We start from the raw sequence: 21,999 nt of genomic DNA, 5'->3' as shown, positions 1-21,999 counted from the left end.
GAAACCTCCACCGCGCGGCGCGCCCCGGCGCAGACCGTGCCGTCCCCCACGTACAGCGTGCGCGGGGCACGCCGAATTGCGCCGTACACCGGCTGCCGGAGAACGGTTGTGTACCTGAGACAATGGATTCCATGGCCTCTGATCTTCCTCGCGTGCTCTCCGGAATCCAGCCCACCGCAGGCTCGTTCCACCTCGGCAACTACCTCGGTGCCGTTCGCCAGTGGGTGGCGCTGCAGGAGTCCCACGACGCCTTTTACATGATCGTCGACCTGCACGCGATCACCGTTCCGCAGGACCCCGCGGAGCTGCGCGCGAACACCCGGCTCGCGGCCGCCCAACTGCTGGCGGCCGGTCTGGACCCCGAGCGGTGCACGCTCTTCGTGCAGAGCCACGTCCCCGAGCACGCCCAGCTCGCCTGGATCATGAACTGCCTCACCGGCTTCGGCGAGGCGTCGCGGATGACGCAGTTCAAGGACAAGTCCGCCAGGCAGGGTGCCGACCGGGCGACCGTGGGCCTTTTCACCTACCCGGTTCTCCAGGTCGCGGACATCCTGCTCTACCAGGCCGACCAGGTCCCGGTCGGTGAGGACCAGCGCCAGCACATCGAGCTCACCCGGGACCTCGCCGAGCGGTTCAACGGCCGGTTCGGGCAGACGTTCACCATTCCGGCCCCGTACATCCTCAAGGAGACGGGGAAGATCTACGACTTCCAGGACCCATCGGTCAAGATGAGCAAGTCGGCATCCACGCCGAAGGGCCTGATCAACCTCCTGGACGATCCGAAGATCACGATGAAGAAGGTCAAGAGCGCCGTCACCGACACCGACACGGTCATCCGTTTCGACGCGGAGAACAAGCCGGGCGTCAGCAACCTCCTGAGCGTCTACTCCACCCTCACCGGAACCGGAATCGCGGATCTGGAGCAGAAGTACGAGGGCAAGGGCTACGGTGCGCTCAAGACCGACCTCGCCGAGGTCATGGTGGAGTTCGTCACCCCGTTCCGGAGCCGTACGCAGGAATATCTGGACGACCCGGAGACGCTGGACTCCGTCCTGGCCAAGGGCGCGGAGAAGGCCAGGACCGTCGCCGCGGAGACCCTGGCGCAGGCGTACGACCGCATGGGCCTTCTGCCCGCCAAGCACTGAGGCCAACGGCCCTGGCGAGACCGGGGCCGCAGACGGCACACTTGCGGCGGCAGATCCGGAAAACGACCATCGACGATTGAGGAGAACGACGTGGGGACCGTAACGCTCGGCGTTTCGATCGCGGTCCCGGAGCCCTACGGCAGCCTGCTCCAGGAGCGGCGCGCGAGCTTCGGGGACCCTGCCGCGTACGGCATTCCCACCCATGTCACCCTGCTCCCGCCGACCGAGGCGCAGGCGGCCGACCTCCCGGCGGTCGAGGCACATCTCGCCCGGATCGCCACGGCCGGCCGCCCCTTCCCGATGAGGCTGTACGGCACCGGGACCTTCCGGCCGCTCTCGCCGGTCGTCTTCGTCCAGGTGGTCGAGGGCGCCTCGGCCTGCTCCTGGCTGCAGAAGCGGGTCCGGGACGCCTCGGGGCCGCTGGTGCGCGAGCTCCAGTTCCCGTACCACCCGCACGTCACCGTCGCGCACGGCATCTCCGAGGAGGCGATGGACCGGGCGTACGCGGAGCTCTCCTCGTACGAGGCGGCCTGGACCTGCGGTTCCTTCGCGCTCTACGAACAGGGCGCGGACGCGGTCTGGCGCAAGATCAACGAGTTCCCGTTCGGGGGCGGGGGCGGCGCGCCCGCCGTCCCCGCACAGGGCGGCTCCTCCGTCGACGAGCCGTCGCTGCGCTCCTGACCCGGGCCCCGCGCTCCCTGCCCGCTGTCCGGGCCCCGCGCTACACCGGCAGACGTCGGAACAGCGGGCGCGGCACATGGCGCAGCGCCGACATCACCACCCGTAGCGACCCCGGTACCCACACCGTCTCCGTACGCCGCCGCAGCCCGGTCACGATCGCGTCCGCGACGGCTTCCGGCGTCGTCGTGAACGCCTGTTCCGCCGTCTGCGCCGTCTGCGCCGTCCGGCTGTCGCCGGCGGCTCCGGCGCGGTCCGCCGAGGGGCGGACGACTGCGGGGCGGACCACTCCGGGGCGTACGACCATCACCTGCACCCCGGTGCCGTGCAGCGCGTCGCCCAGCCCCTGGGCGAACGCGTCCAGGCCCGCCTTGCTCGACCCGTAGATGAAGTCCGCCCGCCGGGCGCGCTCACCGGACACGGAGGAGAGCACGACCAGCGATCCATGCCCCTGCGCCTGGAGTGCGCCCGCGCACACCAGCCCGGCGGAGACCGCCCCCGTGTAGTTGGTCTGGGCGACCCGGACCGCGGAGAGCGGCTCCTCCTCGTCGCGCGCCTGGTCACCGGGGATGCCGAACGCCATCAGCACCACGTCGATGTCACCCTCCGCGAAGACCTTGCCGAGCACCGCCTCGTGGGACGCGGGGTCGAGGGCGTCGAAGGTGACGGTACGGACCTCGGCGCCCCGTTCGCGCAGCCCGGCGGCGGCTTCCTCCAGGGCGGGGGAGGGGCGGCCGGCCAGCCACACCGTGCGGGTGCGCAGCGCGATCAGCCTGCGGGCGGTGGCCAGGGCGATCTCCGAGGTGCCGCCGAGGACGAGCAGGGACTGCGGGGCACCGAAGGCGTCCTTCACGAAAACACTCCTAGCGGGGAACGGGCGGGGAACGGGCGGGGACAGGGATGCCGGGCGAGGGTCAGGGGGTCCTGGCGAGGGTCAGGGGTGCCGGACGGACGGGGTTCAGAGCGAGAGCCGGCGGGACAGGTCGGACCGGAACGCTCCGCCCGGGTCCAGCTCCGCCCGCAGCGCCCGGAACCCGGCCAGCCGCGGATACATCGCGGCCAGCGCCCCGGGCCGCATCCGGGAGTCCTTCGCCAGACAGACCCGGCCGCCGGCCGCCGCCACCTCCTCGTCGAGCCCGTCCAGGAACCGCCCCTGACCGGGCGGACCGGCCGGCAGGTCGAACGCGAGGGACCAGCCGGGCACCGGGAACGACAGCCAGCCCGGGTCGGCGTCGCCGAACCGTTTGAGCACGGCGAGGAACGAGGGGCGGCGGCGCCGCGAGATCCGCTCCACCACCCGGCGCAGCACCTCCTCCTGCCCGTACCCGACGACGAACTGGTAGCGCACGAAGCCGCCGCGCCCATGCAGCCGGTTCCCGTGCGGTACGGCGTCCAGGGCGTGGAAGAAGGTGGAGATCCGCTGGAGCTCACCGGTGCGGGACCTGGGGGCGCCGCGGTGGCGCAGCTCGTTCAACAGGGCGGCGGAGGTCCGGCCGAGCAGCCTTTCCGGGACGAACGCGGGGATGGCAGGCAGCCGCCCCGGACGGTACGCGAGCGGTGTGTGCCGGGCGTGCGCCGGGAGCGCATGAAGGGGCGCGTGCGACCCCTGGGTGAGTACGCCGCGTCCCGTCGCCCTGCCCCGCGCCAGCAGATCGATCCAGGCGGACGCGTAGCGGTGCCGGTCACCGGTCGCCGTGAACCGGGCCAGCAGGTCGTCCAGATCCCCCGCCCGTTGCGTGTCGACCGACATCAGCGACGTGGCGACCGGCTGGAACCGGAGCGTGGCGGCGAGGATGACACCGGTCAGCCCCAGGCCGCCGGTGGTCGCGTCGAAGAGATCGGTGCCGGGCAGCACCGTACGCACCTCGCCGTCCGCGGTGAGCAGTTCCAGCGCGCTCACATGCCGGGAGAAGGAACCGGAGAGGCGGTGGTCGCGGCCGTGGACGTCGGCGCCGATCGCGCCGCCGACGGTGATCCGGCCGGTGGAGGGGGCGACCGGCACGAACCGGCCGAGCGGCAGCAGCACCTCCATCAGCCGGCGCAGGCTCACCCCCGCGTCGCAGACCACGGTGCCGGTACGGGTGTCGATGCTGTGGATCCGGTTCAGCGCGGTCATGTCGAGGACGGAGCCGCCCGCGTTCTGGGCCGCGTCGCCGTGGGAGCGGCCGAGCCCGCGGGCGAGGGCACCACGGGGGCCGCGGCCGCGTACGACGGCGGCCGCTTCCTCGTGGCTGCGAGGGCGGAACCGCAGCGCGGTCGTCGGGGCGGTGCGGCCCCAGCCGGTCAAGGACACCGTGTCGACGGACATGATCGTGACCGTATAGCCAGAGAAAACCCCTTTTGGGTATTTGTTACGGTACTCACCGGAATGGGTGATTGATTGGGTGTCAGGGGGCAGCGGACACCGGTTCTTCGGGGCCTGGAGGGTACGCGTACGTCATGGACTGGCTGAAAAAACTCCCCGTCATCGGGCCGCTCGTCTCCCGGTTGATGGAGACACACGCCTGGCGCTCCTACGAGACGCTGGAGCGGGTCCACTGGGCCAGGCTCGCCGCCGCCATCACCTTCATCAGCTTTCTCGCGCTCTTCCCGCTGATCGCGGTCGGTGCGGCGATCGGTGCCGCGCTGCTCTCCGACAAGCAGCTGGACAAGATCGAGAACAAGATCACCGAGCAGGTGCCGGGCATCTCCGACCAGCTGGGCATCGACAATCTGGTGGCCCACGCGGGCACGGTCGGCGTGGTGGCCGGTGCGCTGCTGCTCTTCACCGGCATCGGCTGGGTCGGCTCCCTGCGGGACTGCCTGCGCGCGGTCTGGGAGGTGGACGACGCGGAGGAGGGCAACCCGGTCGTCCGCAAGCTCAAGGACGCGGGGCTGCTGCTGGGGCTCGGCGGCGCGGCACTCGCGACGCTGGCGGCCTCCGCGGTCGGTTCGACGGCCGTCGGCTGGACCGCCGATCAGCTGGGCATCCCCGACCACGGCGCGGGCGGCGTGCTGTTGCAGGTGGCCGCCCTGGTGGTGGCGGTGGTCGCCGACTTCCTGCTGCTGCTCTATCTGCTGACGCTGCTGCCCGGTGTGGAGCCGCCGAGGCGCCGGCTGATGGTCGCCGGACTGCTCGGCGCGATCGGCTTCGAACTGCTCAAGCTGCTGCTCGGCAGCTATATGAAGGGCGTGGCCTCGAAGAGCATGTACGGGGCGTTCGGCGTGCCCGTCGCCCTGCTCCTGTGGATCAACTTCACCGCGAAACTGCTGCTGTTCTGCGCGGCCTGGACGGCGACGCGGAGCAGGAGCGAGCAGACAGAAGAAGCCGGAGAAGCGGGAGAAGCCGGAGGAACCGGAGAAGCCGCAGAAGCCGTCAGCGACGGGGGAAGCGACGGACCAGGTCGGGCAGCGGCCAGCGCCGGTTGACCAGGAACACCCCGGCCGCCAGCACCACCAGCAGCCCGCCGACGATCGCCAGGGCGATCCCGACTCCGCTGGAACTCTCGGTGGCGGCGGCGGCCTTCGCGGACTTCGCGTCCTTCGCCCCGTCCTGCCCCGACTTGTGCGCCCCGGCGGCCGGCTGCGCGCCCTTCCCGCTCCCGGTCTCCGCGGACTTCGGCGGTACCAGCTCGCCGACCGGCGTCACCTTGCCGCTCGCGGCGAAGCCCCAGTCGAGCAGGCTCGCGGCCTCCTTGTAGACGGCGTGGCTCTCGTCCGACGACGGGTTCATGACGGTGACCAGCAGCACCCTGCCGTCACGCTCGGCGACCCCGGTGAAGGTGTTGCCCGCGTGGGTCGTGTAGCCGTTCTTGACGCCCGCGATGCCCTTGTACGGGTCCACGCCGATGTCCCCGGTGATCAGCCGGTTGGTGTTCTGGATCTCGAAGCTCTCGCGCTTCTTGCCCTTCTCCTCGCCGGGGAAGTCGGCGGTGGCCGTCGCGCAGTACTCGCGGAAGTCCTTCTTCTGCAGCCCGCTGCGGGCGAACAGCGTGAGGTCGTACGCGCTGGAGACCTGGTTCGGCGCGTCGTACCCGTCCGGCGAGACCACCGTGGTGTCGAGCGCCTGCAACTCCTCGGCGTGGCTCTGCATCGCCGCGACGGTCTTGGGGACACCGCCGAACATCGAGGCCAGCACATGCACCGCGTCGTTGCCCGAGCGCAGGAACACCCCCAGCCACAGGTCATGGACCGTGTACGTCTGGTCCTCCTTGACGCCCACCAGGCTGCTGCCCGCGCCGACACCGGCCAGCTCCTCCTCCGTCACCGTGTGGCTGAGGGACTTCGGCTGGAGCGCGGGAAGGACCGTGTCCGCGAAGAGCATCTTCAGGGTGGAGGCGGGCGGCAGCCGCCAGTGGGAGTTGTGCGCCGCCAGCACCTGGCCGTTCTCCGCGTCCGCGACGATCCACGACCGGCCTGTGAGGTCCTTGGGCAGCACCGGGGCGCCCGTCCCGAGATTGACCTGGGTACCGACCTTGGCGAGCTGCTCCCCGCCGACGCTCGACATCGGGTGCGTCGGCTTCGGCTGTTTGTCGTCGGTCTTGTCCTTGTCCGCCGCCGACGCGGGACTAAGGACAAAACCGGACAGCAATGCGGCGGAGATGACCGTCAACACGGTCTTTTTCAGAGCAGGCACGGTCGGAAACGTACAGGGCGAAGATGTGGATGGGGACCCGGACCGCCGGACCCGCCGCAGGTTCCGCCGGTACAGCCCACCTCGGTTCCCACCCCGGGCGACCCGGCCGGAGGGCGGCGGCGATACTGAATCCATGAAGCTCAGCCGCCCCGTTTCCTGGTTCCTGCTCGCGTTCGGGGTGTGGAGCTGGTTCATCTGGATCACTTTCGTCAAGAACCTGTGGAAGGACGGCAGCGGGCTCGCGTTCGACGACGCGGGCGACCCGACCACGTACTTCTGGGTGCACCTGCTGCTCGCCATCACGTCCTTTCTTCTGGGGACGGCGGTTGGGGTGATCGGGTTCCGTGGTGTCAGGGCTTTGCGCCGAGAGCGCGCCTGATCATCCGTACGCGGACCGGCGCACGGGCCGGTCCGAGGAGAGGTCTGTGGGGGAACACACGTGGCAGTGGTCTTCGTCCTGGTGGCGCTCGCGGTGCTGGCGCTGCTCGTCTCGGTGCACCGCTATGTGTGGCGACGCTTCGTCGGTGACACGACGGCGCGGGGCAGCGCGATGCGCAGGGCGGGCACGGTCGCCGCGTTCGTCCTGCCGCTGCTGAGCGTCGGCGCACTGGTCTCCGGCCGCGCGGGCGCCCCTTTCTGGCTCCAGCAGGTGCTGGCCTGGCCGGGCTATCTGTGGCTGGCCGCCCTGCTGTATCTGACGCTGGCTCTGCTCGTCGGCGAGGCCGTACGCCCGGTCCTGCGCCGGGTGCTCGCCCGCCGGGACCGCGGGGCGGGCGTGGAGGAGAGCGCGGCGAGGAGTGCGGAGGAGAGCGCGGAGAAGAGTGCCCGCCCGCGTACCGGGACCCTGGCCCTGGCCGGAGCGCCGGCCGACTCGCCCGCGCCCCCGGCCGGCGAGGGGGCCGGGCACGAGCCCCCGCAAGCCGCCGAGCCCTCCGCAGCCGCAGCCGCAGCCGCCCCGCCCGCCACCGGCCCCTCGCGGCGGCTGTTCGTCGCCAGGGCCGTCGGGGGCGCGGCCGCCGTCGCCGGGCTCGGCACCGTCGGATACGGCACGTACGGTGTGCTGCGCGGCCCCCGCACCCAGCGGATCACCGTGCCGCTCGCCAAGCTGCCCCGCTCGGCGCACGGCTACCGGATCGCCGTCGTCAGCGACGTCCACCTCGGCCCGATCCTCGGCCGCGCCCACACGATGCGCATCGTCGACGCGGTCAACGCGACCCGGCCCGATCTGATCGCCGTCGTCGGTGACCTGGTCGACGGGTCCGTGGCGGACCTGGGCACCGCCGCGGAGCCGCTGGCCCGGCTCGAAGCGCGGCACGGCAGCTACTTCGTCACCGGCAACCACGAGTACTTCTCCGGTGCCGCCCAGTGGGTCGACCATGTGCGCGAGCTGGGTCTGCACCCGCTGGAGAACGCCCGGGTCGAGTTCGACGGCTTCGACCTCGCCGGGGTCAACGACATCGCCGGGGAGAGCGAGGGCCAGGGCCCCGACTTCGTACGGGCGCTCGGTGACCGGGACCGGGCCCGTGCCGCCGTCCTCCTCGCGCACCAGCCGGTCGTCATCCATGACGCCGTCGAGCACGGCGTCGACCTCCAGCTCTCCGGCCACACCCACGGTGGTCAGCTCTGGCCCGGCAGCCTCATCGCCGGGCTGGCCAACCCCACCGTCGCCGGGCTCGAACGCTACGGCGACACCCAGCTCTACGTCTCACGCGGCGCCGGGGCCTGGGGGCCGCCCGTGCGGGTCGGGGCGGCCTCCGACATCACCGTCGTGGAACTCGCCTCCCGACAGGCCTGAGGGCTGTCGTCGCGTGCCCGCCAGGGACTTCGGGACAGCCCATGGCGGCTGCTCCATGATCGGGACAGCCTCTAGCACGATCGATGACGGCCGTTCGGGGTTCTCTTGAAATCCGCACCGAAGCGTCACGGTCTGCTACGAAAAACTGCAGGTGGGAGGCCGTAAGCTGTCTTTTCGGGCACCCCGTGTTCCAAGCGGCGAACAAATCCCTGTGAGTGCCCCATTTACTCTTCCAGTTGTGAAAATCGTGTGATTGGGTAAGTGCGAGCATGCGGCAATGTGCGTGTCTGAGCGCAATGCCGTGGTGGGGCTGGTAAGGGAGAGCACGGCAATGCGGTCGATCCGGATACGGATTCTCGCGATTTTCGCGGTACTGGTCATCGCAGGCGTCGGCGCCTGGCAACTTCTTCCCTCGGGCGAGGAGAAGAACGATCCCGTCACGGTGGGCACGACGGACGCGGTGACCTCGCTCGACCCGGCCGGTGCGTACGACGCGGGCTCGTGGGCGATCTACAGCAATCTCTACCAGTCGCTGATGACGTTCAAGTCCGGCGCGATCGTGCCGGAACCGGACGCCGCCGAGAGCTGCGGCTTCGTCGGGCAGAAGCTCCAGACGTACCAGTGCAAACTGCGGGACGATCTGACCTTCTCCAACGGCCGGAAGATCACGGCCGCCGATGTCGAGTACTCCTTCGAGCGGATGCTCAGGATCAAGACCGACGTCGGGCCCTCGGCGCTGTTCCCCAGCCTCAAGAACGTCGTGACCGAAGGCCGCACCATCACCTTCAACCTCTCCTCGCGCGACGCGACCTTCCCGCAGAAGCTCGCCACCGGAGCCGGGTCGATCGTCGATCCCTCCCAGTACCCGGATAACAAGCTCCGCAGCGGGAAGCAGGTCGACGGGTCGGGGCCGTACGTCCTCAAGTCCTACGAGCCGGGCGTACGGGCCGAGCTGGTGCCCAACATCAAGTACAAGGGCGCTCTCAAGAAGACCGGCGAACCGGTCGACATCCGGTACTACAAGACCTCCGACGAGCTGATGGCCGGCTGGAAGAGCGGCGACCTCGACGTCACGCACCGTCAGCTGCCGCCCGCCCGGCTCGCCGAGCTGAACCCCGGCGACCCGGACCTGCGCGTCACCGAGGCGGACAGCGCGGAGATCCGCAACCTCGTCTTCAACGTCCGTGAGGGCTCCCCGCTCGCGAACAAGAAGGTCCGCCAGGCCATCGCGTCGATCATCGACCGCGGTCCGCTGGTGGGCGATGTCTACAAGAGCACCGTCGAACCGCTCTACTCGCTGATCCCGCAGGGGTACATCGGCCACAGCACCCCGTTCTTCGACAAGTACCCGTCGCCCGACCCCGCGCGCGCCAAGAAGCTGATGGCGGAGGCCGGTGTGCAGACTCCGCTGCACATCAACTTCGCCTACAAGGCCGACGAGGCGTACACACAGGAGACCGCCGAGCTGCGGCGCCAGCTGGAGAAGGACGGGCTGTTCAAGGTCTCGGTGAAGGCCGTGAAGTGGACGGACTTCCAGAAGGGTTACGCGGACGGCGCCTACGACGCGTACACCATCGGCTGGCTTCCCGACTACCCGGACCCCGACACCTTCAGCCAGCCGCTCGTCGGCCGTGACAACAGCCTCCACAACGGCTACGCCAGCAAGCAGATGGACGAACTGATCACGGCCACGCTCCAGTACAGCGACCGCGGCAGGACCTCGGCCGACTTCAAGGAGCTCCAGCAGCTGGTCGGCGAGGACGTCCCGCTGGTCCCGCTGTGGCAGAAGAAGGACTACGTCGTCGCCAAGACGGACGTCTCCGGGTCGCAGTACCTCTCCGACGGCACCGGCATCTGGCGGCTGTGGGAACTGGGCTGGATCTGACGGCAGCCGCCGTCAGGTCCTCCCGGGTCCTCCCGGGTCATGACGGCGACCGGGGCAGCCCTCAGGAGCGCTTGCGGGCGGTGGCCGTCTCGGCCATCCCCGGCAGGAAGTCCGTGAACAGCTCGTGCACTTCGTGGACGAGCGGCCGCAGCACCCGGAACCGGGCGAGCGCGACACCCCGGGTGGTCAGCCGCGCACCGCGCCCCGCGAGCCGGCGGCTGCGCTCGCGCTCCGGTGAGCGGTCGAACACCCAGTACAGGACGAGTCCCATCTGGGAGAGCCACATCAGCTCGGGGAGGACGTCCGCGAGTTCGGCGGGGATCTTGGCCTTGGAGCCCGCCAGTACCTCGCGGTGGATGGCGATGGACACCTCGCGGGCCGGCTCGGACTCGACGGAGAAGGGGCTGAGCGGGCTCTCCGGGTCGGCGGCGTTCTTGAAGAACTGGGCCGCGAACTCGTGGTACGGCGCCGCGACGTCCACCCAGCACGTCAGCACTCCGGCGAGCCGGGTCTCCAGATCCGTCTCGTTGTCCAGGACCTCCCGGACCGCCGCCGCGTGTTCGGCGCCGATCCGGTCGTAGAAGCCCTGGACGAGGTGCTCCTTGCTGGCGAAGTAGTAATAGGCGTTGCCGACGGAGACCCCGGCCTCCTGGGCGATGGCCCGCATGGTCGTCTTGTCGAAACCCCGCTCCTGGAAGAGCCGGAGCGCGGTTTCGAGGATGAGCGTGCGGGTCTGCTCGCTCTTGAGGACCTTGGCGGGCTTGCCGTCCTTCGCGCCCGGATCGCTCTTCACGCCTTGCTCGTCCTTCTTCTCGCTCGCCACGGTCCCCAGGCTATCCGCCCGTTTCGGCGCCCATGACCGGGACTTCGCAGGCCCCGCCGCCGTCGCCGCACGAGGGGGCGGTCACCGAGCGGTACTTCGCCGCGGCGAGCACGGTCGCACGGGCGAACGGCCGGCCCGCCGCGGTGGTCAGCCAGTGGGCCTTGGGCCGGTGCTCGGCGAGCGCCCAGAGGCAGACGATCCAGGCGGCGGTCCCGCGGTAGATCTGTCCCCGGTCGCCGATGACCGTGATCTCGTCGAGCGTCCCCGCGTGGTCGAGGCCGGGGAAGCGCCGGCGCGCCTCCTCGGAGGCGGCCGGCACGAGGTCCAGCGGTATGAGCTGACGCTGCTTCAGCAGCCAGTGGCGTACATGGACGCAGAGCCCGCACTGCGCGTCGTAGAGCACGGTGAGGCGTGCGACCGGGGTACGGGCTCCGGCTGCGGCCATCCGGCTCACCGTCCGGTGGCGGGGGCGGCCCACGGGCCCTGCGGGGTGGGACCGGTCCAGCCCTGCGGCGGCACCGGCGGGGTCTGCTCGCGCTCCATCATGCCGCGGCGGCGGATCCTGTTCAGTACGTAGACGTTGGCGAGGTGCATTCCGCCGAGCACGAGCAGCACGACGCCGACCTTCGTGGAGAGGGCGTCGAAGAGTCCGCGGGCGTCGGCCACACTGTCGGCGTTCTTCAGATAGAGGGTCACGAAGCCCAGGTTGACGAGGTAGAAGCCGACCACCAGCAGGTGGTTGACGGCGTCGGCGAGCTTCTCGTTCCCGTGCAGCACATCCGCGAGGAACACCTTGCCGTTGCGGCTGAGGGTGCGGGCGACCCAGATGGTGAGAGCGACGCTGATCAGCAGATAGATGACGTACGCGACAACGGTGAGGTCCATGCCCCGGCTCCCTTGAACGTGTTCAAAAGCTGTTGTCATGGACTGTAGACCTGACTTTGAACATGTTCAAGACGGGGTCCCTGTGCGCTCCGCCACCGAACTCCCCGAAGCCTCCGACCCCTTGGCCCCCTCCGAACCCTCCGACCCCTTGGCCCCCTCCGAACCCTCCGACCCCTTGGCCCCCTCCGAACCCTCCGACCCCTTGGCTCCCTTCGATCCCTCCGAACTCTCCGGCCCTTCCGCCGCCTTCGGCTCCGGGGCCGGTGGCCCGAACTTCCGTACGCCCGGCACCGCTGCCGTCGCCAGGCACGCGGCCCCGACCGCGACCGCGGCGACGAGGAGCGGGGTCTCCGGGCCCCAGGCGGACGCGGCGAGCGGTGCCAGTACGTAGCCCAGCGGCATCGCGCCCAGCGAGAGCAGCCAGTCGTACGAGGTCACCCGGGCCAGCGCGTGGGCGGGTATCGCGGACTGCACTGCGGTGTCCCACACGGGACCGAGGAAGCCCAGGCCCGCCAGCGCGACGCCGTACGACGCGATGGTCAGCCAGCGGGGGGCGTCGGCGGCGAGCAGGACGAGCGGGAAGGCGTACGTGGCGAGGGCCAGATTGGCGACCAGGACCGGTCGGCGCGGCCGGACCCGGCCCGCGAGCAGGGAGCCGAGCAGCAGCCCGGCCGACCCGGCCTGGAGCAGGGCGATCCAGGTGCCGCTGCCGCCCTGCCCGCCGACGACGAGGGCCGGTCCGAGCGTCGCCAGGACGGCCGCCGCGCCGTTCCAGGCGGCGTGGGCGACGAGGCTGGTCCAGTACCAGTCGCGGGAGCGGACCTCGCCCCAGCCCTCCTTGAGGTCCGCCGTGAAGGACCTCCGGGGAATCGACACCTTCTCGATGTCGATCGCGCCGAGCAGCGCGGCGCTGACGGCGAAGGTCGCACCGTCCAGCAGGAACGCCCAGCCGGGCCCCACGGTGAGGACCAGCGTCCCGGCCAGTGCGGGGCCGCCGAACCGGGTCGCGCTGACGGCCACCGCCATCAGGGAGTTGGCGCGCAGCAGCCCCGAGGGGGCGACGGTGGAGCGGATCAGCGGCGACACGGTCGGCATGGCGAAGGCCCCCGCCGCGCCGCCGAACACCTCGGCCACCGCGATCTGCCACAGCTCCGGTGATCCGCCGAGCAGTTCGACGCCGACGAAGATCTGGGTCGCGCACCGGACGAGGTCGGTGAGCAGGGCGACCGTACGGGCGTTGAAGCGGTCGCCGATGACGCCGCCGAGCGGCAGCAGGAGCAGCTTGGGGACCATCGCGCAGGCCAGGACGAGGGCGAGTGCCCCGGTCGATCCGGTGGCCTCGTAGACGGCGAGCGTGAGGGCGGCGGGGATCGCGGCGTCGCCGAGGAGGGAGAGGGTGCGTCCGACGAACAGGAGGCGGAAGGCGCGCGTGCGCAGGGGGTGGGGCATGAGCGACAATGTATTTCGGAAACGAATAATTCGTCAACGAAATACCTGAGGGCGGGCGGGTGTCGGACGCCGGGGACCGGACAGGGGGGCGGGCGTACGATTTCGGTATGGAGCAACGCGACTGGACCGACGGGCATGTGGAGCGGTGGAAGCCGGTCCTGCCCGGTCTCGATCCCGAGGTCGAGGGCGCGGTCACCCGGATGAAGAAGATCTCCGTGCACCTGCGCCGGGCGCGCGAGCAGTCGCTCGTCGACCTCGACCTGGACCGTCAGGAGTTCGACACGCTCCACAAGCTCGCCGGACGCGGCGGCGTGGCGGCGCCCTCCGAACTCTCCGCCGACCTCGACCTCGCCCCGGCCTCCGTCACCGGCCGCCTCGACGCGCTGGAGAAGCGCGGGTTCGTCCGCCGCACGCAGTCCACCACGGACCGGCGGCGGGTCGTCGTCGAGCTCACCGAGGCGGGCCGCTCGACCTGGCGGGGCGCGATGGACTTCCTCGGCGACGAGGAGCACCGGCTGCTCGGCGTGCTCGACCCCGGCGAACGCACCCGGCTCAACGACATGCTGCGGCGCATCATGGTCGCCGCGGAGGACCGGGACGGCGTCGGCCGGGAGTGAGCCCGGAGTGAGCCGGACGCCGGTGCTACCGGCGTCCCGGCAGACTCAGGCGCTCATCGAACGGGCGGTGTTGAGCTGCGCCATGACCATGGGGAACGTCTCGGGACCCATCGCCGGGATCATCGTCGAGTGGTGCCGGCCCCCGCTGGTGACCGTGACCTGGATGAAGCCGGTGGTCTTCTTCTCCTTCATCAGAAGGAAGAGCAGGCCGATCAGGCACAGCAGGGCGAAGACGATCGCCAGCACGATCGCGACCGGCGGGATCTTCTCCTCCGTGCGCGACATGTCGGTCGCCGTCCACACGGCGCCCTTGAGGGGCATCGTCCCGGACGGCGTCACGATCGAGTCGTTCATGACGGTGATGTCGCCGAAGGACAGCATCGGCACCCCGCCGCCGGGCATGCCCTGCTGCACCGGGAGGTGGTGGCCGGGGGCCGGCTGGCCGGGACCCGGATAGCCGTACCCCGGACCCGGCTGGGTCGCGGAGTCGGGCAGGGGCTGCGGATACCCGTACGCGGGAGCCGCGCCCGGTGCCGGATACCCGTAACCCTGCCCGTCCGCCACGGTGGGCGGGTGGCCCGGCTGCTGGGGCGGGCCCCACTTGTATGAGTCGTCCGCGTACGGATTGGGCTCGGTCACGAGATCCCCGTTCTCTTCGGTCTTCAGCTCCGCATGACCGTACCGTCCACACCCGGACAGCGCAGCAAGAGGCCCCGCTTCCCGTGGCAACACTGCGGGAAACGGGGCCTCTTGGGGTACGGCCGGTGGACCGGGAAGGTCAGAAGCGACGCGTGATCAGCGCACGCTTCACTTCCTGGATCGCCTTGGTGACCTCGATGCCACGCGGGCAGGCGTCCGTGCAGTTGAACGTCGTGCGGCAACGCCACACACCGTCACGGTCGTTGAGGATCTCCAGGCGCTGCTCGCCGCCCTCGTCGCGCGAGTCGAAGATGAAGCGGTGCGCGTTGACGATCGCGGCCGGGCCGAAGTACTGCCCGTCGTTCCAGAACACGGGGCAGGACGACGTGCACGCGGCGCACAGGATGCACTTGGTGGTGTCGTCGAAGCGCTCGCGGTCCTCGGCGGACTGCAGACGCTCGCGGGTCGGCTCGTTCCCCTTGGTGATGAGGAAGGGCATGACGTCGCGGAACGCCTGGAAGAACGGCTCCATGTCGACCACGAGGTCCTTGAGGACCGTGAGGCCCTTGATGGCCTCGACCGTGATCGGCTTCTCCGGGTTGATGTCCTTGATCAGCGTCTTGCAGGCGAGCCTGTTCTTGCCGTTGATCCGCATCGCGTCGGAGCCGCAGATGCCGTGCGCGCAGGAGCGCCGGAAGGTCAGCGTGCCGTCGACATCCCACTTGATCTTGTGAAGGGCGTCGAGAACACGCTCCTTCGGGTCGATCTCGATCTGGAAGTCCTGCCACTGCGCCTCGTCCGACACCTCGGGGTTGAAGCGGCGGATCCGGAACGTGGCCGTGATGTACGGGGAGTCGGCGAAGCCCGCCTCGGGCTTGTCGGCGGGGCCGGCCTTGTCCAGTGTCGGGGTAGCCATCAGTACTTACGCTCCATCGGCTGATAGCGGGTCGTCACGACGGGCTTGTAGTCGAGCCGGATCGACTCGGTGCCGTCGTCCGCGACCTCGCGGTACGCCATGGTGTGGCGCATGAAGTTGACGTCGTCGCGGTTCGGGTAGTCCTCGCGGTAGTGGCCGCCGCGGGACTCCTTGCGGGCCAGCGCGGAGGTCGCCATGACCTCGGCCAGGTCGAGCAGGTTGCCCAGCTCGATGGCCTCCAGCAGGTCGGTGTTGAACCGCTTGCCCTTGTCCTGGATGGACACGTTCAGGTAGCGCTCGCGCAGCTCGGCGATCTTGTCGACCGCCGTCTTGATCGTCTGCTCGGTGCGGAAGACCATCACGTTGGCGTCCATGCACTCCTGCAGCTCCAGACGGAGCACGGCCACCCGCTCGGTGCCGTTGGAGTCGCGCAGCCGCCCGACCTGGTCGATGACCTGCTGGGCCGGGTTCTCGGGAAGCTCGACGAAGTCGTTCTTCGCGGAGTACTCGGCGGCGGCGATGCCCGACCGGCGCCCGAAGACGTTGATGTCGAGCAGCGAGTTGGTGCCCAGACGGTTGGCGCCGTGCACGGAGACACAGGCGACCTCGCCGGCGGCGTACAGGCCCGGGACGACGGTGGTGTTGTCGGCCAGCACCTCGCCCTCGACGTTGGTCGGGATGCCGCCCATGGCGTAGTGCGCGGTCGGCTGGATCGGGATCGGGTCCGTGTAGGGCTCGATGCCGAGGTACGTACGCGCGAACTCGGTGATGTCCGGGAGCTTCGCGTCCAGCTGCTCCGGCGGCAGGTGGGTGAGGTCCAGGTAGACGTGGTCGCCCTCCGGACCGCAGCCGCGGCCTTCACGGATCTCCGTGTAGATGGAGCGGGAGACGACGTCACGGGACGCTAGGTCCTTCATGACGGGCGCGTACTTCTCCATGAAGCGCTCGCCGTCCTTGTTGCGGAGGATGCCGCCCTCACCGCGGGCGCCCTCCGTCAGCAGGATGCCCATGCGCCAGATGCCCGTCGGGTGGAACTGGAAGAACTCCATGTCCTCCAGCGGCAGACCGCGGCGGTACGCGGCGGCCTGGCCGTCACCGGTCAGGGTGTGGGCGTTCGACGTCACCTTGAAGAACTTGCCGGTGCCGCCGGAGGCGAAGATGACCGACTTCGCCTGGAAGACGTGGATCTCGCCGGTGGCCAGCTCGTAGGCGACGACGCCCGCGGACTTCTTGACCCCGTCGACGTCCTGGAGCAGGAGGTCCAGGACGTAGAACTCGTTGAAGAACTCCACGCCCTCCTTGACGCAGTTCTGGTACAGCGTCTGGAGGATCATGTGGCCGGTGCGGTCCGAGGCGTAGCAGGACCGGCGGACCGGGGCCTCGCCGTGGTTACGGCTGTGGCCGCCGAAGCGGCGCTGGTCGATCTTGCCCTCGGGCGTGCGGTTGAACGGCAGGCCCATCTTCTCCAGGTCGAGTACCGAGTCGATGGCCTCCTTCGCCAGGATCTCGGCGGCGTCCTGGTCGACCAGGTAGTCGCCGCCCTTGATCGTGTCGAAGGTGTGCCACTCCCAGTTGTCCTCTTCCACGTTGGCGAGCGCGGCGGCCATGCCACCCTGCGCGGCGCCCGTGTGGGAGCGGGTCGGGTACAGCTTCGTCAGCACGGCGGTACGGCTGCGCTTGGTCGACTCGATGGCCGCGCGCATGCCGGCGCCGCCGGCGCCGACGATGACGGTGTCGTACTTGTGGATCTGCATGGTTTTCCTCTGGTCCCTCTGTCCCGGCGCCTAGCGGATGTTCGGGTCGAAGGTGAAGATCACCAGCGTGCCCAGCAGGACGGTGAACACCGTGGCGGTGTACAGCAGCATCTTCAGCCAGAAGCGGGTGTTGTCCCGTTCGGCGTAGTCGTTGATGACCGTACGGAGGCCGTTGGCGCCGTGAAGCATGGCGAGCCACAGCATCGTGAGGTCCCAGACCTGCCAGAACGGCGAGGCCCAGCGGCCCGCCACGAAGGCGAAGCCGATCTTGGAGACACCGCCGTCGAGCACCAGCTGGATCAGCAGGTGGCCGATGACCAGGACGACCAGGACGATGCCCGACAGGCGCATGAAGAGCCAGGCGTACATCTCGAAATTGGTGCGCGAACCCTTGGGGGTCTTGCCCGTCCGCTTGCGCGGGGGCTCGATCACGGGGGCCGGGTGGTCGACGTCGTACAGGCTCACGCCTTCGACGTCACCGATCGCGGAAGAGGTCTCGGTGGACATGGGCCTCAGCTCCCGAAGAGTTCGCGTACGGCGTGGCCGAGAACGGGGTACAGGGCCCCGACCATCAGCACGGTCCAGATGCCCAGCACGGTCCAGAGCATCTGCTTCTGGAAGCGCGGGCCCTTGGCCCAGAAGTCCACGGCGACGATGCGGAGACCGTTCAGCGCATGAAAGAGAATCGCGGCCACGAGGCCGTATTCGAGGAGCGCGACAGGCCATGTCTTGTACGTGGCCACGACTTCGTCGTAGGCCTCGGGGGAGACACGGACAAGAGCGGTGTCCAGGACGTGTACGAACAGGAAGAAGAAAATGAGGACACCGGTGACTCGATGAGCCACCCAGGACCACATGCCTTCCCGGCCGCGGTACAGCGTTCCAGCCGGCACGGAAGAACCCTCCGGGAGCGGGGATTGGGGTCGGCCGGCTTGACTGTCGGTCTGACCCGGCCGGGTACGGTCCACCGGCCCCGGCCATCGTAGCGACGCTTTGTCGGTTCGTTCGCGCCGGGGCCTCTGGTGTGATCAAAGTGGCAATCAAACAGGCACGGACGGGCTAGAGCGGACGAAAAGGAACGTACCCGGCTCGGGCCGTCGCGGCGGCTCGGACCGCCGTCGCACCACGGCCCGGCCCGGTGGCTAGAACGGGCCGTCGTCCCGGCCCGCGGCCGTCACCAGCTCGATGATGCGGCCCCGGGCGAGTCGTCGCATCTCGTCCGCCGTCACGGCCCGCTCCTCGTCCGGGTCGTGCGCCAGCCGGGTCCGGATGCCGGCCAGCATCTGGTCCACCTGCCGCGAGGGGCGGGACGCGTCCAGGCCGATCACGAAGACATGGCCGAAGCGGCTCTCGTACGCCGCGTGCGCGGCCCGCAGCGCCAGATGGGCGGCGCGCGGCGCGTCATGGCGCAGACAGGGGGCGCGCTCCCCGGCGAGTGCCTCGGCGATGTCCGTGGGGCACAGGTCGTAGCCCGCCTCGTCGGAGGCGGCGAGCAGGGCGTCGAGATCCGGGAACGGGCGATGCGCGGCCATCCGCTGGGCCCAGCGGCGGCTGCCGCAGCACTCCAGCAGGGCGGCTTCGGCGGAGGCGCGCGGTGCGGCGTTGAGACGGCCGAGACCGGTCGCGTGGTCGCCGGGCGGCGCCGGGACCGGTGCGGGCGAGGGTGCCTGGCCGCGGCACTGGACGGGTATGGCCGTCCGCCCGGCCGGCTGCGGTGATCGCTTCGGCAGGCCGGCGTGGGGCTCGCTGGACCTGGACAGCGTGGACTCCTCGAATCAACGACATCTGTGACCCTGGAGAGGGGCTTGAGGGCAACGAGGTTGCACGTGGGGTCAGAGTGAAGGGAGGGACGAATGTGTTCCAACGCTAGCGAGAGCGGGCGACGGCCGTCCGCAGGACGCGGGGAAAATCACCCGGATGGGAGAGTTTCGGAACGCGTGATGGACACCTGACGGCGCGGACGCCAACGCCCGGTGTCGTGCGGTGAGCGCCCGCCGGTGAGGGGGCGGCGTGCGACGTCGGGAGTCCGGGACCGTCCGTCGCTCGGCCGACATGCGACGGCCGATGGGTGAATGATGAGCGTAAATGCCCCAATAAGTCCTTCCGTCCCCCTCTCCACGCCTTCTCTCGCTTCTTCCCCCACCGCCCCCGATCCGGAGGATTCTGACCGATGTCGCCCCCACGTGGTGCCCTCGTGGCCGGTGCGGCCGTCACGGCCGCAGCCGCCGTCGCCCTCGCCGTTGTCGTCGTCTGGCCGGACAGCTCCGACTCCGGCCCCGGGGCGTCCACCGGCGACGCGGCGTCGTCGCGGACCTCCTCCTCGCCCTCGGCCTCACCGTCCCCCACCCGCAGCTACCCGCTGTCCGAGGCGCCCCGCACCATCCCCGCCGTACGCGAGCACACCGCCGCCCGGGGTCCCGGCTGGAAGCCGGGACCCGACAGCACGGTCGTCGTCGCCGACGGCAGCGAAGTGCTGGCGGACGAGGCGCGGCTGCTCGCCGGGGAGCTGAAGATCCGCTACCGGGGCGCCGTCGCCGCCCGCGCCGGTGATGTCGAACTGGCCCTCGGTACGCCGGGCAAGGGCGCCCCGGAGTCGTACACCCTCACCACCCGCGACCGGCGGGTCAGGATCAGCGGGCCCGACCAGGCAGGCGTCTTCTACGGCACGCGCACCCTCAAGCAGTCGCTGCGCGCCGACGGCACCATGCCGGAGGGCGTCGTGAGCGACGCTCCCGACCGGCCGCAGCGCGGCCTCAACCTCGACATCGCGCGCAAGTACTACAGCGCGGGCTGGATCGAGGCCCGGTTGCGTGACATGGCCGACCTCAAGCTCAACCAGCTCGGCCTGCACTTCTCCGACGACCAGGCGTTCCGGATCGCGTCCGAGTCGCACCCCGAGATCGTCTCGCCCGAGCACCTCACCCTGGCCGAGGTCCGCCGCATCGTCGGCCTCGCCACGAGCCTGCACATCGACGTCGTCCCGGAGATCGACTCACCGGGCCACCTCGGTGCCGTACTGCGCGCCTACCCCGACCTCCAGCTGCGCAACGCGCAGGGGGTGGTGTCCACCGGGTCCATCGACATCTCGAAGCCGGCTTCGGCGGAACTCATCGACGAACTCCTCGACGAGTACACCGAACTGTTCGGCGGCGCGTACTGGCAGCTGGGCGCGGACGAGTACCGCGCGCTGACGGTGCGGGACCCCGCCGCCTCGTATCCGCAGCTGCTCACCGCCGCCCGGCAGAAGTACGGCGCGCAGGCCACGATCAAGGACCTGGCCACCGGCTGGCTCAACGACCGCGCGGCGGTGGTCCGGGCCAAGGGCCGCACGGCCAAGGCGTGGAACGACGGCTTCTTCCGCGGCGGCACCGTCCACGCGGACAAGGACATCGAGGTCGAGTACTGGACGGGCAAGGAGATCGGCGCCCGGCCGCCGGAGGAGTACCTGGGCGAGGGGCGCCCGGTGGTGAACCTCAACGACGAATTCCTCTACTACGTACTCGGCCAGCCCAACACCTTCGTCTATCCGACCGGCAAGCGGATCTACGAGCAGTGGACCCCCCTCGTCCTGCGCGGTACCCGGCCCGTGCCCACCCGTTACTCGAAGCAGATCCTCGGCGGCAGGTTCGCGGTCTGGGGCGATCTGCCGCGGGCGCAGACCGCGCAGCAGGTGGCCCAGGGCATCCGGATGCCGCTGCGGGCGACGGCCCAGAAGCTCTGGGATCCGCGGAAGCCCGCGCTGAGCTGGGCACAGTTCCAGAAGCTGGCCGAAAAGATCGACGCGCCGGGCTGAGCGTTCCGGGCACCGGTGCCGACGGGGAACGCCGTGGACAGCCCGGAGCACCGGAGATACGTTCCGCTTGCCGCGCGCCCTGGGGAGGGGAGCGAGGTCCACGCATCCTCGTTCGTGCCCTGGGGGGTTCCGCATCATGCTCTGCACCAGTTGCCGCATCAGAACGGCCGTCACCGCCGACGGCCGCTGCACCTTCTGCTCCGGCACCCGTCCGGCGCCGCCGGACGGACTGATGGCGGCGGACGCCGTGCCGCCGGGCGAGTCCGGCGGGCGGCTGGGATCACCCCTCGGCCTCTCGAAAGCCGTCGTCGTGCTGCTCTGCGCCGTCATCGCGACCGACCTGCTCGCCGTGGCCGCCGGACTGAACATGCGCTTCCTGCTCGCCGGGGGCCTCGACGACGGCTTCCTGGCCGTCCGCCTGGACGAGGCCGACCGGGCGGACCGGCTGTACTACTTCGCCGGCAGCGCGCAGGTGCTGACCCTGCTGGCCACCGCCGTCGTGTTCATCATCTGGTTCCGCCGGGTGCGGCTGAACGCCGAGATCTTCGACGCGAGCGCGCACACGATGCGGCCGGGCTGGGCCGTGGGCGGCTGGTTCGTGCCGTTCGGCAACCTCTGGTTGCCGTACCGGGTCGCCGCCGGCGTCTGGACCGCCAGCGCCCGGACCCGTACCGACGGCGGCGGGCGCACCGTCTCCCGCGCCCCGCTCCACCTGTGGTGGGCGGCCTGGGTCTGCTGGATGCTCTTCGGCCGGTACGCCTCCAGGCGCTACTCGACGGCCACGCTGCCGCAGGAGACCGTGGACGCGGCCACGCTGGTCGTGGCGTCCGACGTGGTGGGCATCGTGGCCGCGGTGCTCGCCCTGCTCTTCGTCCGCCGGCTGACCCGGATGCAGGGCGAGCGGGCCGCGCTCGGCTCGATGCCGATGTCCGCGCAGGTGGCACGGGGTGGCAGACACCTGGCCTGAAGTCACCCGTACGTCACCCGTACTCTGTCGCCGCAACT

22 protein-coding genes are annotated in these 21,999 nt (G+C 70.2%); 9 read left to right on the top strand and 13 right to left on the bottom strand.

Translation table 11 applies throughout. The features are described from left to right. Positions 1 to 131: 131 nt before the first annotated feature. A complete protein-coding gene (gene trpS / locus A6A29_RS02555) occupies positions 132 to 1,145 on the top strand; it encodes a tryptophan--tRNA ligase (protein WP_073718249.1) in 1,014 nt (337 codons plus the stop codon). A 90-nt stretch (positions 1,146 to 1,235) separates the two neighbouring features. Beyond that, on the top strand, positions 1,236 to 1,826 hold the full coding sequence (locus tag A6A29_RS02550; RefSeq protein WP_073718248.1) for a 2'-5' RNA ligase family protein: 591 nt from the start codon (positions 1,236 to 1,238) through the stop codon (positions 1,824 to 1,826). A gap of 40 nt (positions 1,827 to 1,866) precedes the next feature. Here A6A29_RS02550 and A6A29_RS02545 read toward each other — a convergent pair whose 3' ends face one another. Together A6A29_RS02545 and A6A29_RS02540 are read right to left on the bottom strand one after the other, a co-directional pair. Then, a complete protein-coding gene (locus tag A6A29_RS02545) occupies positions 1,867 to 2,676 on the bottom strand; it encodes a decaprenylphospho-beta-D-erythro-pentofuranosid-2-ulose 2-reductase (protein ID WP_073718247.1) in 810 nt (269 codons plus the stop codon). A gap of 105 nt (positions 2,677 to 2,781) precedes the next feature. Further along, a complete protein-coding gene (locus A6A29_RS02540) occupies positions 2,782 to 4,131 on the bottom strand; it encodes an FAD-binding oxidoreductase (RefSeq protein ID WP_073718246.1) in 1,350 nt (449 codons plus the stop codon). Positions 4,132 to 4,262: 131 nt separating this feature from the next. On the opposite strand from A6A29_RS02540, the gene A6A29_RS02535 reads away from it, so the two are divergent. Next, the gene (locus A6A29_RS02535; protein WP_073718245.1) at positions 4,263 to 5,231 is read left to right on the top strand and encodes a YihY/virulence factor BrkB family protein; all 969 of its coding nucleotides are present in this window, start codon (positions 4,263 to 4,265) and stop codon (positions 5,229 to 5,231) included. On the opposite strand, the gene A6A29_RS02530 is transcribed toward A6A29_RS02535, so the two are convergent. After that, entirely contained in the window at positions 5,179 to 6,438 is a 1,260-nt protein-coding gene (locus A6A29_RS02530; protein ID WP_073718959.1) for a D-alanyl-D-alanine carboxypeptidase family protein, read from the bottom strand. The genes A6A29_RS02535 and A6A29_RS02530 overlap by 53 nt on opposite strands. A 133-nt stretch (positions 6,439 to 6,571) precedes the next feature. Here A6A29_RS02530 and A6A29_RS42875 point away from each other — a divergent pair, with 133 nt between their 5' ends. The 3 genes from A6A29_RS42875 (at position 6,572) to A6A29_RS02515 (ending at position 10,118) form a co-directional block, all read left to right on the top strand. Then, entirely contained in the window at positions 6,572 to 6,817 is a 246-nt protein-coding gene (locus A6A29_RS42875) for an SCO4848 family membrane protein (protein ID WP_079182603.1), read from the top strand. A 66-nt stretch (positions 6,818 to 6,883) separates the two neighbouring features. Beyond that, a complete protein-coding gene (locus tag A6A29_RS02520) occupies positions 6,884 to 8,233 on the top strand; it encodes a metallophosphoesterase (protein WP_198952999.1) in 1,350 nt (449 codons plus the stop codon). Between the two features lie 331 nt (positions 8,234 to 8,564). After that, entirely contained in the window at positions 8,565 to 10,118 is a 1,554-nt protein-coding gene (locus tag A6A29_RS02515) for an ABC transporter substrate-binding protein (RefSeq protein WP_073718243.1), read from the top strand. A 61-nt stretch (positions 10,119 to 10,179) separates the two neighbouring features. On the opposite strand, the gene A6A29_RS02510 is transcribed toward A6A29_RS02515, so the two are convergent. From A6A29_RS02510 to A6A29_RS02495, 4 genes are all read right to left on the bottom strand, one after another. After that, positions 10,180 to 10,911, bottom strand: coding sequence for a TetR/AcrR family transcriptional regulator (locus tag A6A29_RS02510; RefSeq protein ID WP_241838343.1), 732 nt, complete (start codon positions 10,909 to 10,911; stop codon positions 10,180 to 10,182). A gap of 40 nt (positions 10,912 to 10,951) precedes the next feature. Further along, the gene (locus tag A6A29_RS02505; protein ID WP_073718958.1) at positions 10,952 to 11,386 is read right to left on the bottom strand and encodes a thiol-disulfide oxidoreductase DCC family protein; all 435 of its coding nucleotides are present in this window, start codon (positions 11,384 to 11,386) and stop codon (positions 10,952 to 10,954) included. A gap of 5 nt (positions 11,387 to 11,391) precedes the next feature. After that, positions 11,392 to 11,826: a hypothetical protein gene (locus A6A29_RS02500; RefSeq protein WP_073718241.1), complete on the bottom strand. Its 435-nt coding sequence runs from the start codon at positions 11,824 to 11,826 to the stop codon at positions 11,392 to 11,394. A gap of 66 nt (positions 11,827 to 11,892) precedes the next feature. Then, positions 11,893 to 13,275 (bottom strand): MFS transporter, encoded by a 1,383-nt coding sequence (locus A6A29_RS02495; protein WP_079182542.1) that lies wholly within the window; start codon positions 13,273 to 13,275, stop codon positions 11,893 to 11,895. A gap of 107 nt (positions 13,276 to 13,382) precedes the next feature. Between A6A29_RS02495 and A6A29_RS02490 the strand changes: the two genes are divergently transcribed. After that, positions 13,383 to 13,892, top strand: a complete 510-nt coding sequence (locus A6A29_RS02490; protein ID WP_073718240.1) for a MarR family winged helix-turn-helix transcriptional regulator — start codon at positions 13,383 to 13,385, stop codon at positions 13,890 to 13,892. A 45-nt stretch (positions 13,893 to 13,937) separates the two neighbouring features. On the opposite strand, the gene A6A29_RS02485 is transcribed toward A6A29_RS02490, so the two are convergent. The 6 genes from A6A29_RS02485 to A6A29_RS02460 form a co-directional block, all read right to left on the bottom strand. Continuing rightward, on the bottom strand, positions 13,938 to 14,531 hold the full coding sequence (locus A6A29_RS02485) for a hypothetical protein (protein WP_073718239.1): 594 nt from the start codon (positions 14,529 to 14,531) through the stop codon (positions 13,938 to 13,940). Positions 14,532 to 14,670: 139 nt separating this feature from the next. After that, positions 14,671 to 15,447, bottom strand: coding sequence for a succinate dehydrogenase iron-sulfur subunit (locus A6A29_RS02480; RefSeq protein WP_073718238.1), 777 nt, complete (start codon positions 15,445 to 15,447; stop codon positions 14,671 to 14,673). Beyond that, positions 15,447 to 17,201, bottom strand: a complete 1,755-nt coding sequence (gene sdhA, locus A6A29_RS02475; protein ID WP_073718237.1) for a succinate dehydrogenase flavoprotein subunit — start codon at positions 17,199 to 17,201, stop codon at positions 15,447 to 15,449. The genes A6A29_RS02480 and sdhA overlap by 1 nt, the downstream gene beginning before the upstream one ends. Positions 17,202 to 17,231: 30 nt before the next feature. Then, positions 17,232 to 17,708, bottom strand: a complete 477-nt coding sequence (locus tag A6A29_RS02470) for a succinate dehydrogenase hydrophobic membrane anchor subunit (RefSeq protein WP_073718236.1) — start codon at positions 17,706 to 17,708, stop codon at positions 17,232 to 17,234. A gap of 5 nt (positions 17,709 to 17,713) precedes the next feature. Continuing rightward, positions 17,714 to 18,094 carry a succinate dehydrogenase, cytochrome b556 subunit gene (gene sdhC / locus A6A29_RS02465; RefSeq protein ID WP_073718235.1) on the bottom strand — a complete coding sequence of 127 codons (381 nt, stop codon included), beginning with the start codon at positions 18,092 to 18,094 and terminating at the stop codon, positions 17,714 to 17,716. 249 nt (positions 18,095 to 18,343) lie between these two features. Next, positions 18,344 to 18,892, bottom strand: a complete 549-nt coding sequence (locus A6A29_RS02460) for a 2-oxo-4-hydroxy-4-carboxy-5-ureidoimidazoline decarboxylase (RefSeq protein WP_073718234.1) — start codon at positions 18,890 to 18,892, stop codon at positions 18,344 to 18,346. Between the two features lie 479 nt (positions 18,893 to 19,371). On the opposite strand from A6A29_RS02460, the gene A6A29_RS02455 reads away from it, so the two are divergent. Next, complete coding sequence (locus A6A29_RS02455) at positions 19,372 to 20,994, top strand: beta-N-acetylhexosaminidase (protein WP_073718233.1); 1,623 nt, start codon at positions 19,372 to 19,374, stop codon at positions 20,992 to 20,994. A gap of 136 nt (positions 20,995 to 21,130) precedes the next feature. After that, positions 21,131 to 21,961 (top strand): DUF4328 domain-containing protein, encoded by an 831-nt coding sequence (locus A6A29_RS02450; protein ID WP_073718232.1) that lies wholly within the window; start codon positions 21,131 to 21,133, stop codon positions 21,959 to 21,961. The last annotated feature ends 38 nt before the right edge of the window (positions 21,962 to 21,999 follow it).

The sequence above is a fragment of the Streptomyces sp. TSRI0281 genome (assembly GCF_001905125.1).
GTDB lineage: Bacteria > Actinomycetota > Actinomycetes > Streptomycetales > Streptomycetaceae > Streptomyces.
Note: the sequence above shows the minus strand (reverse complement) of the source record. Positions and strands in the feature narration are given on the sequence as shown.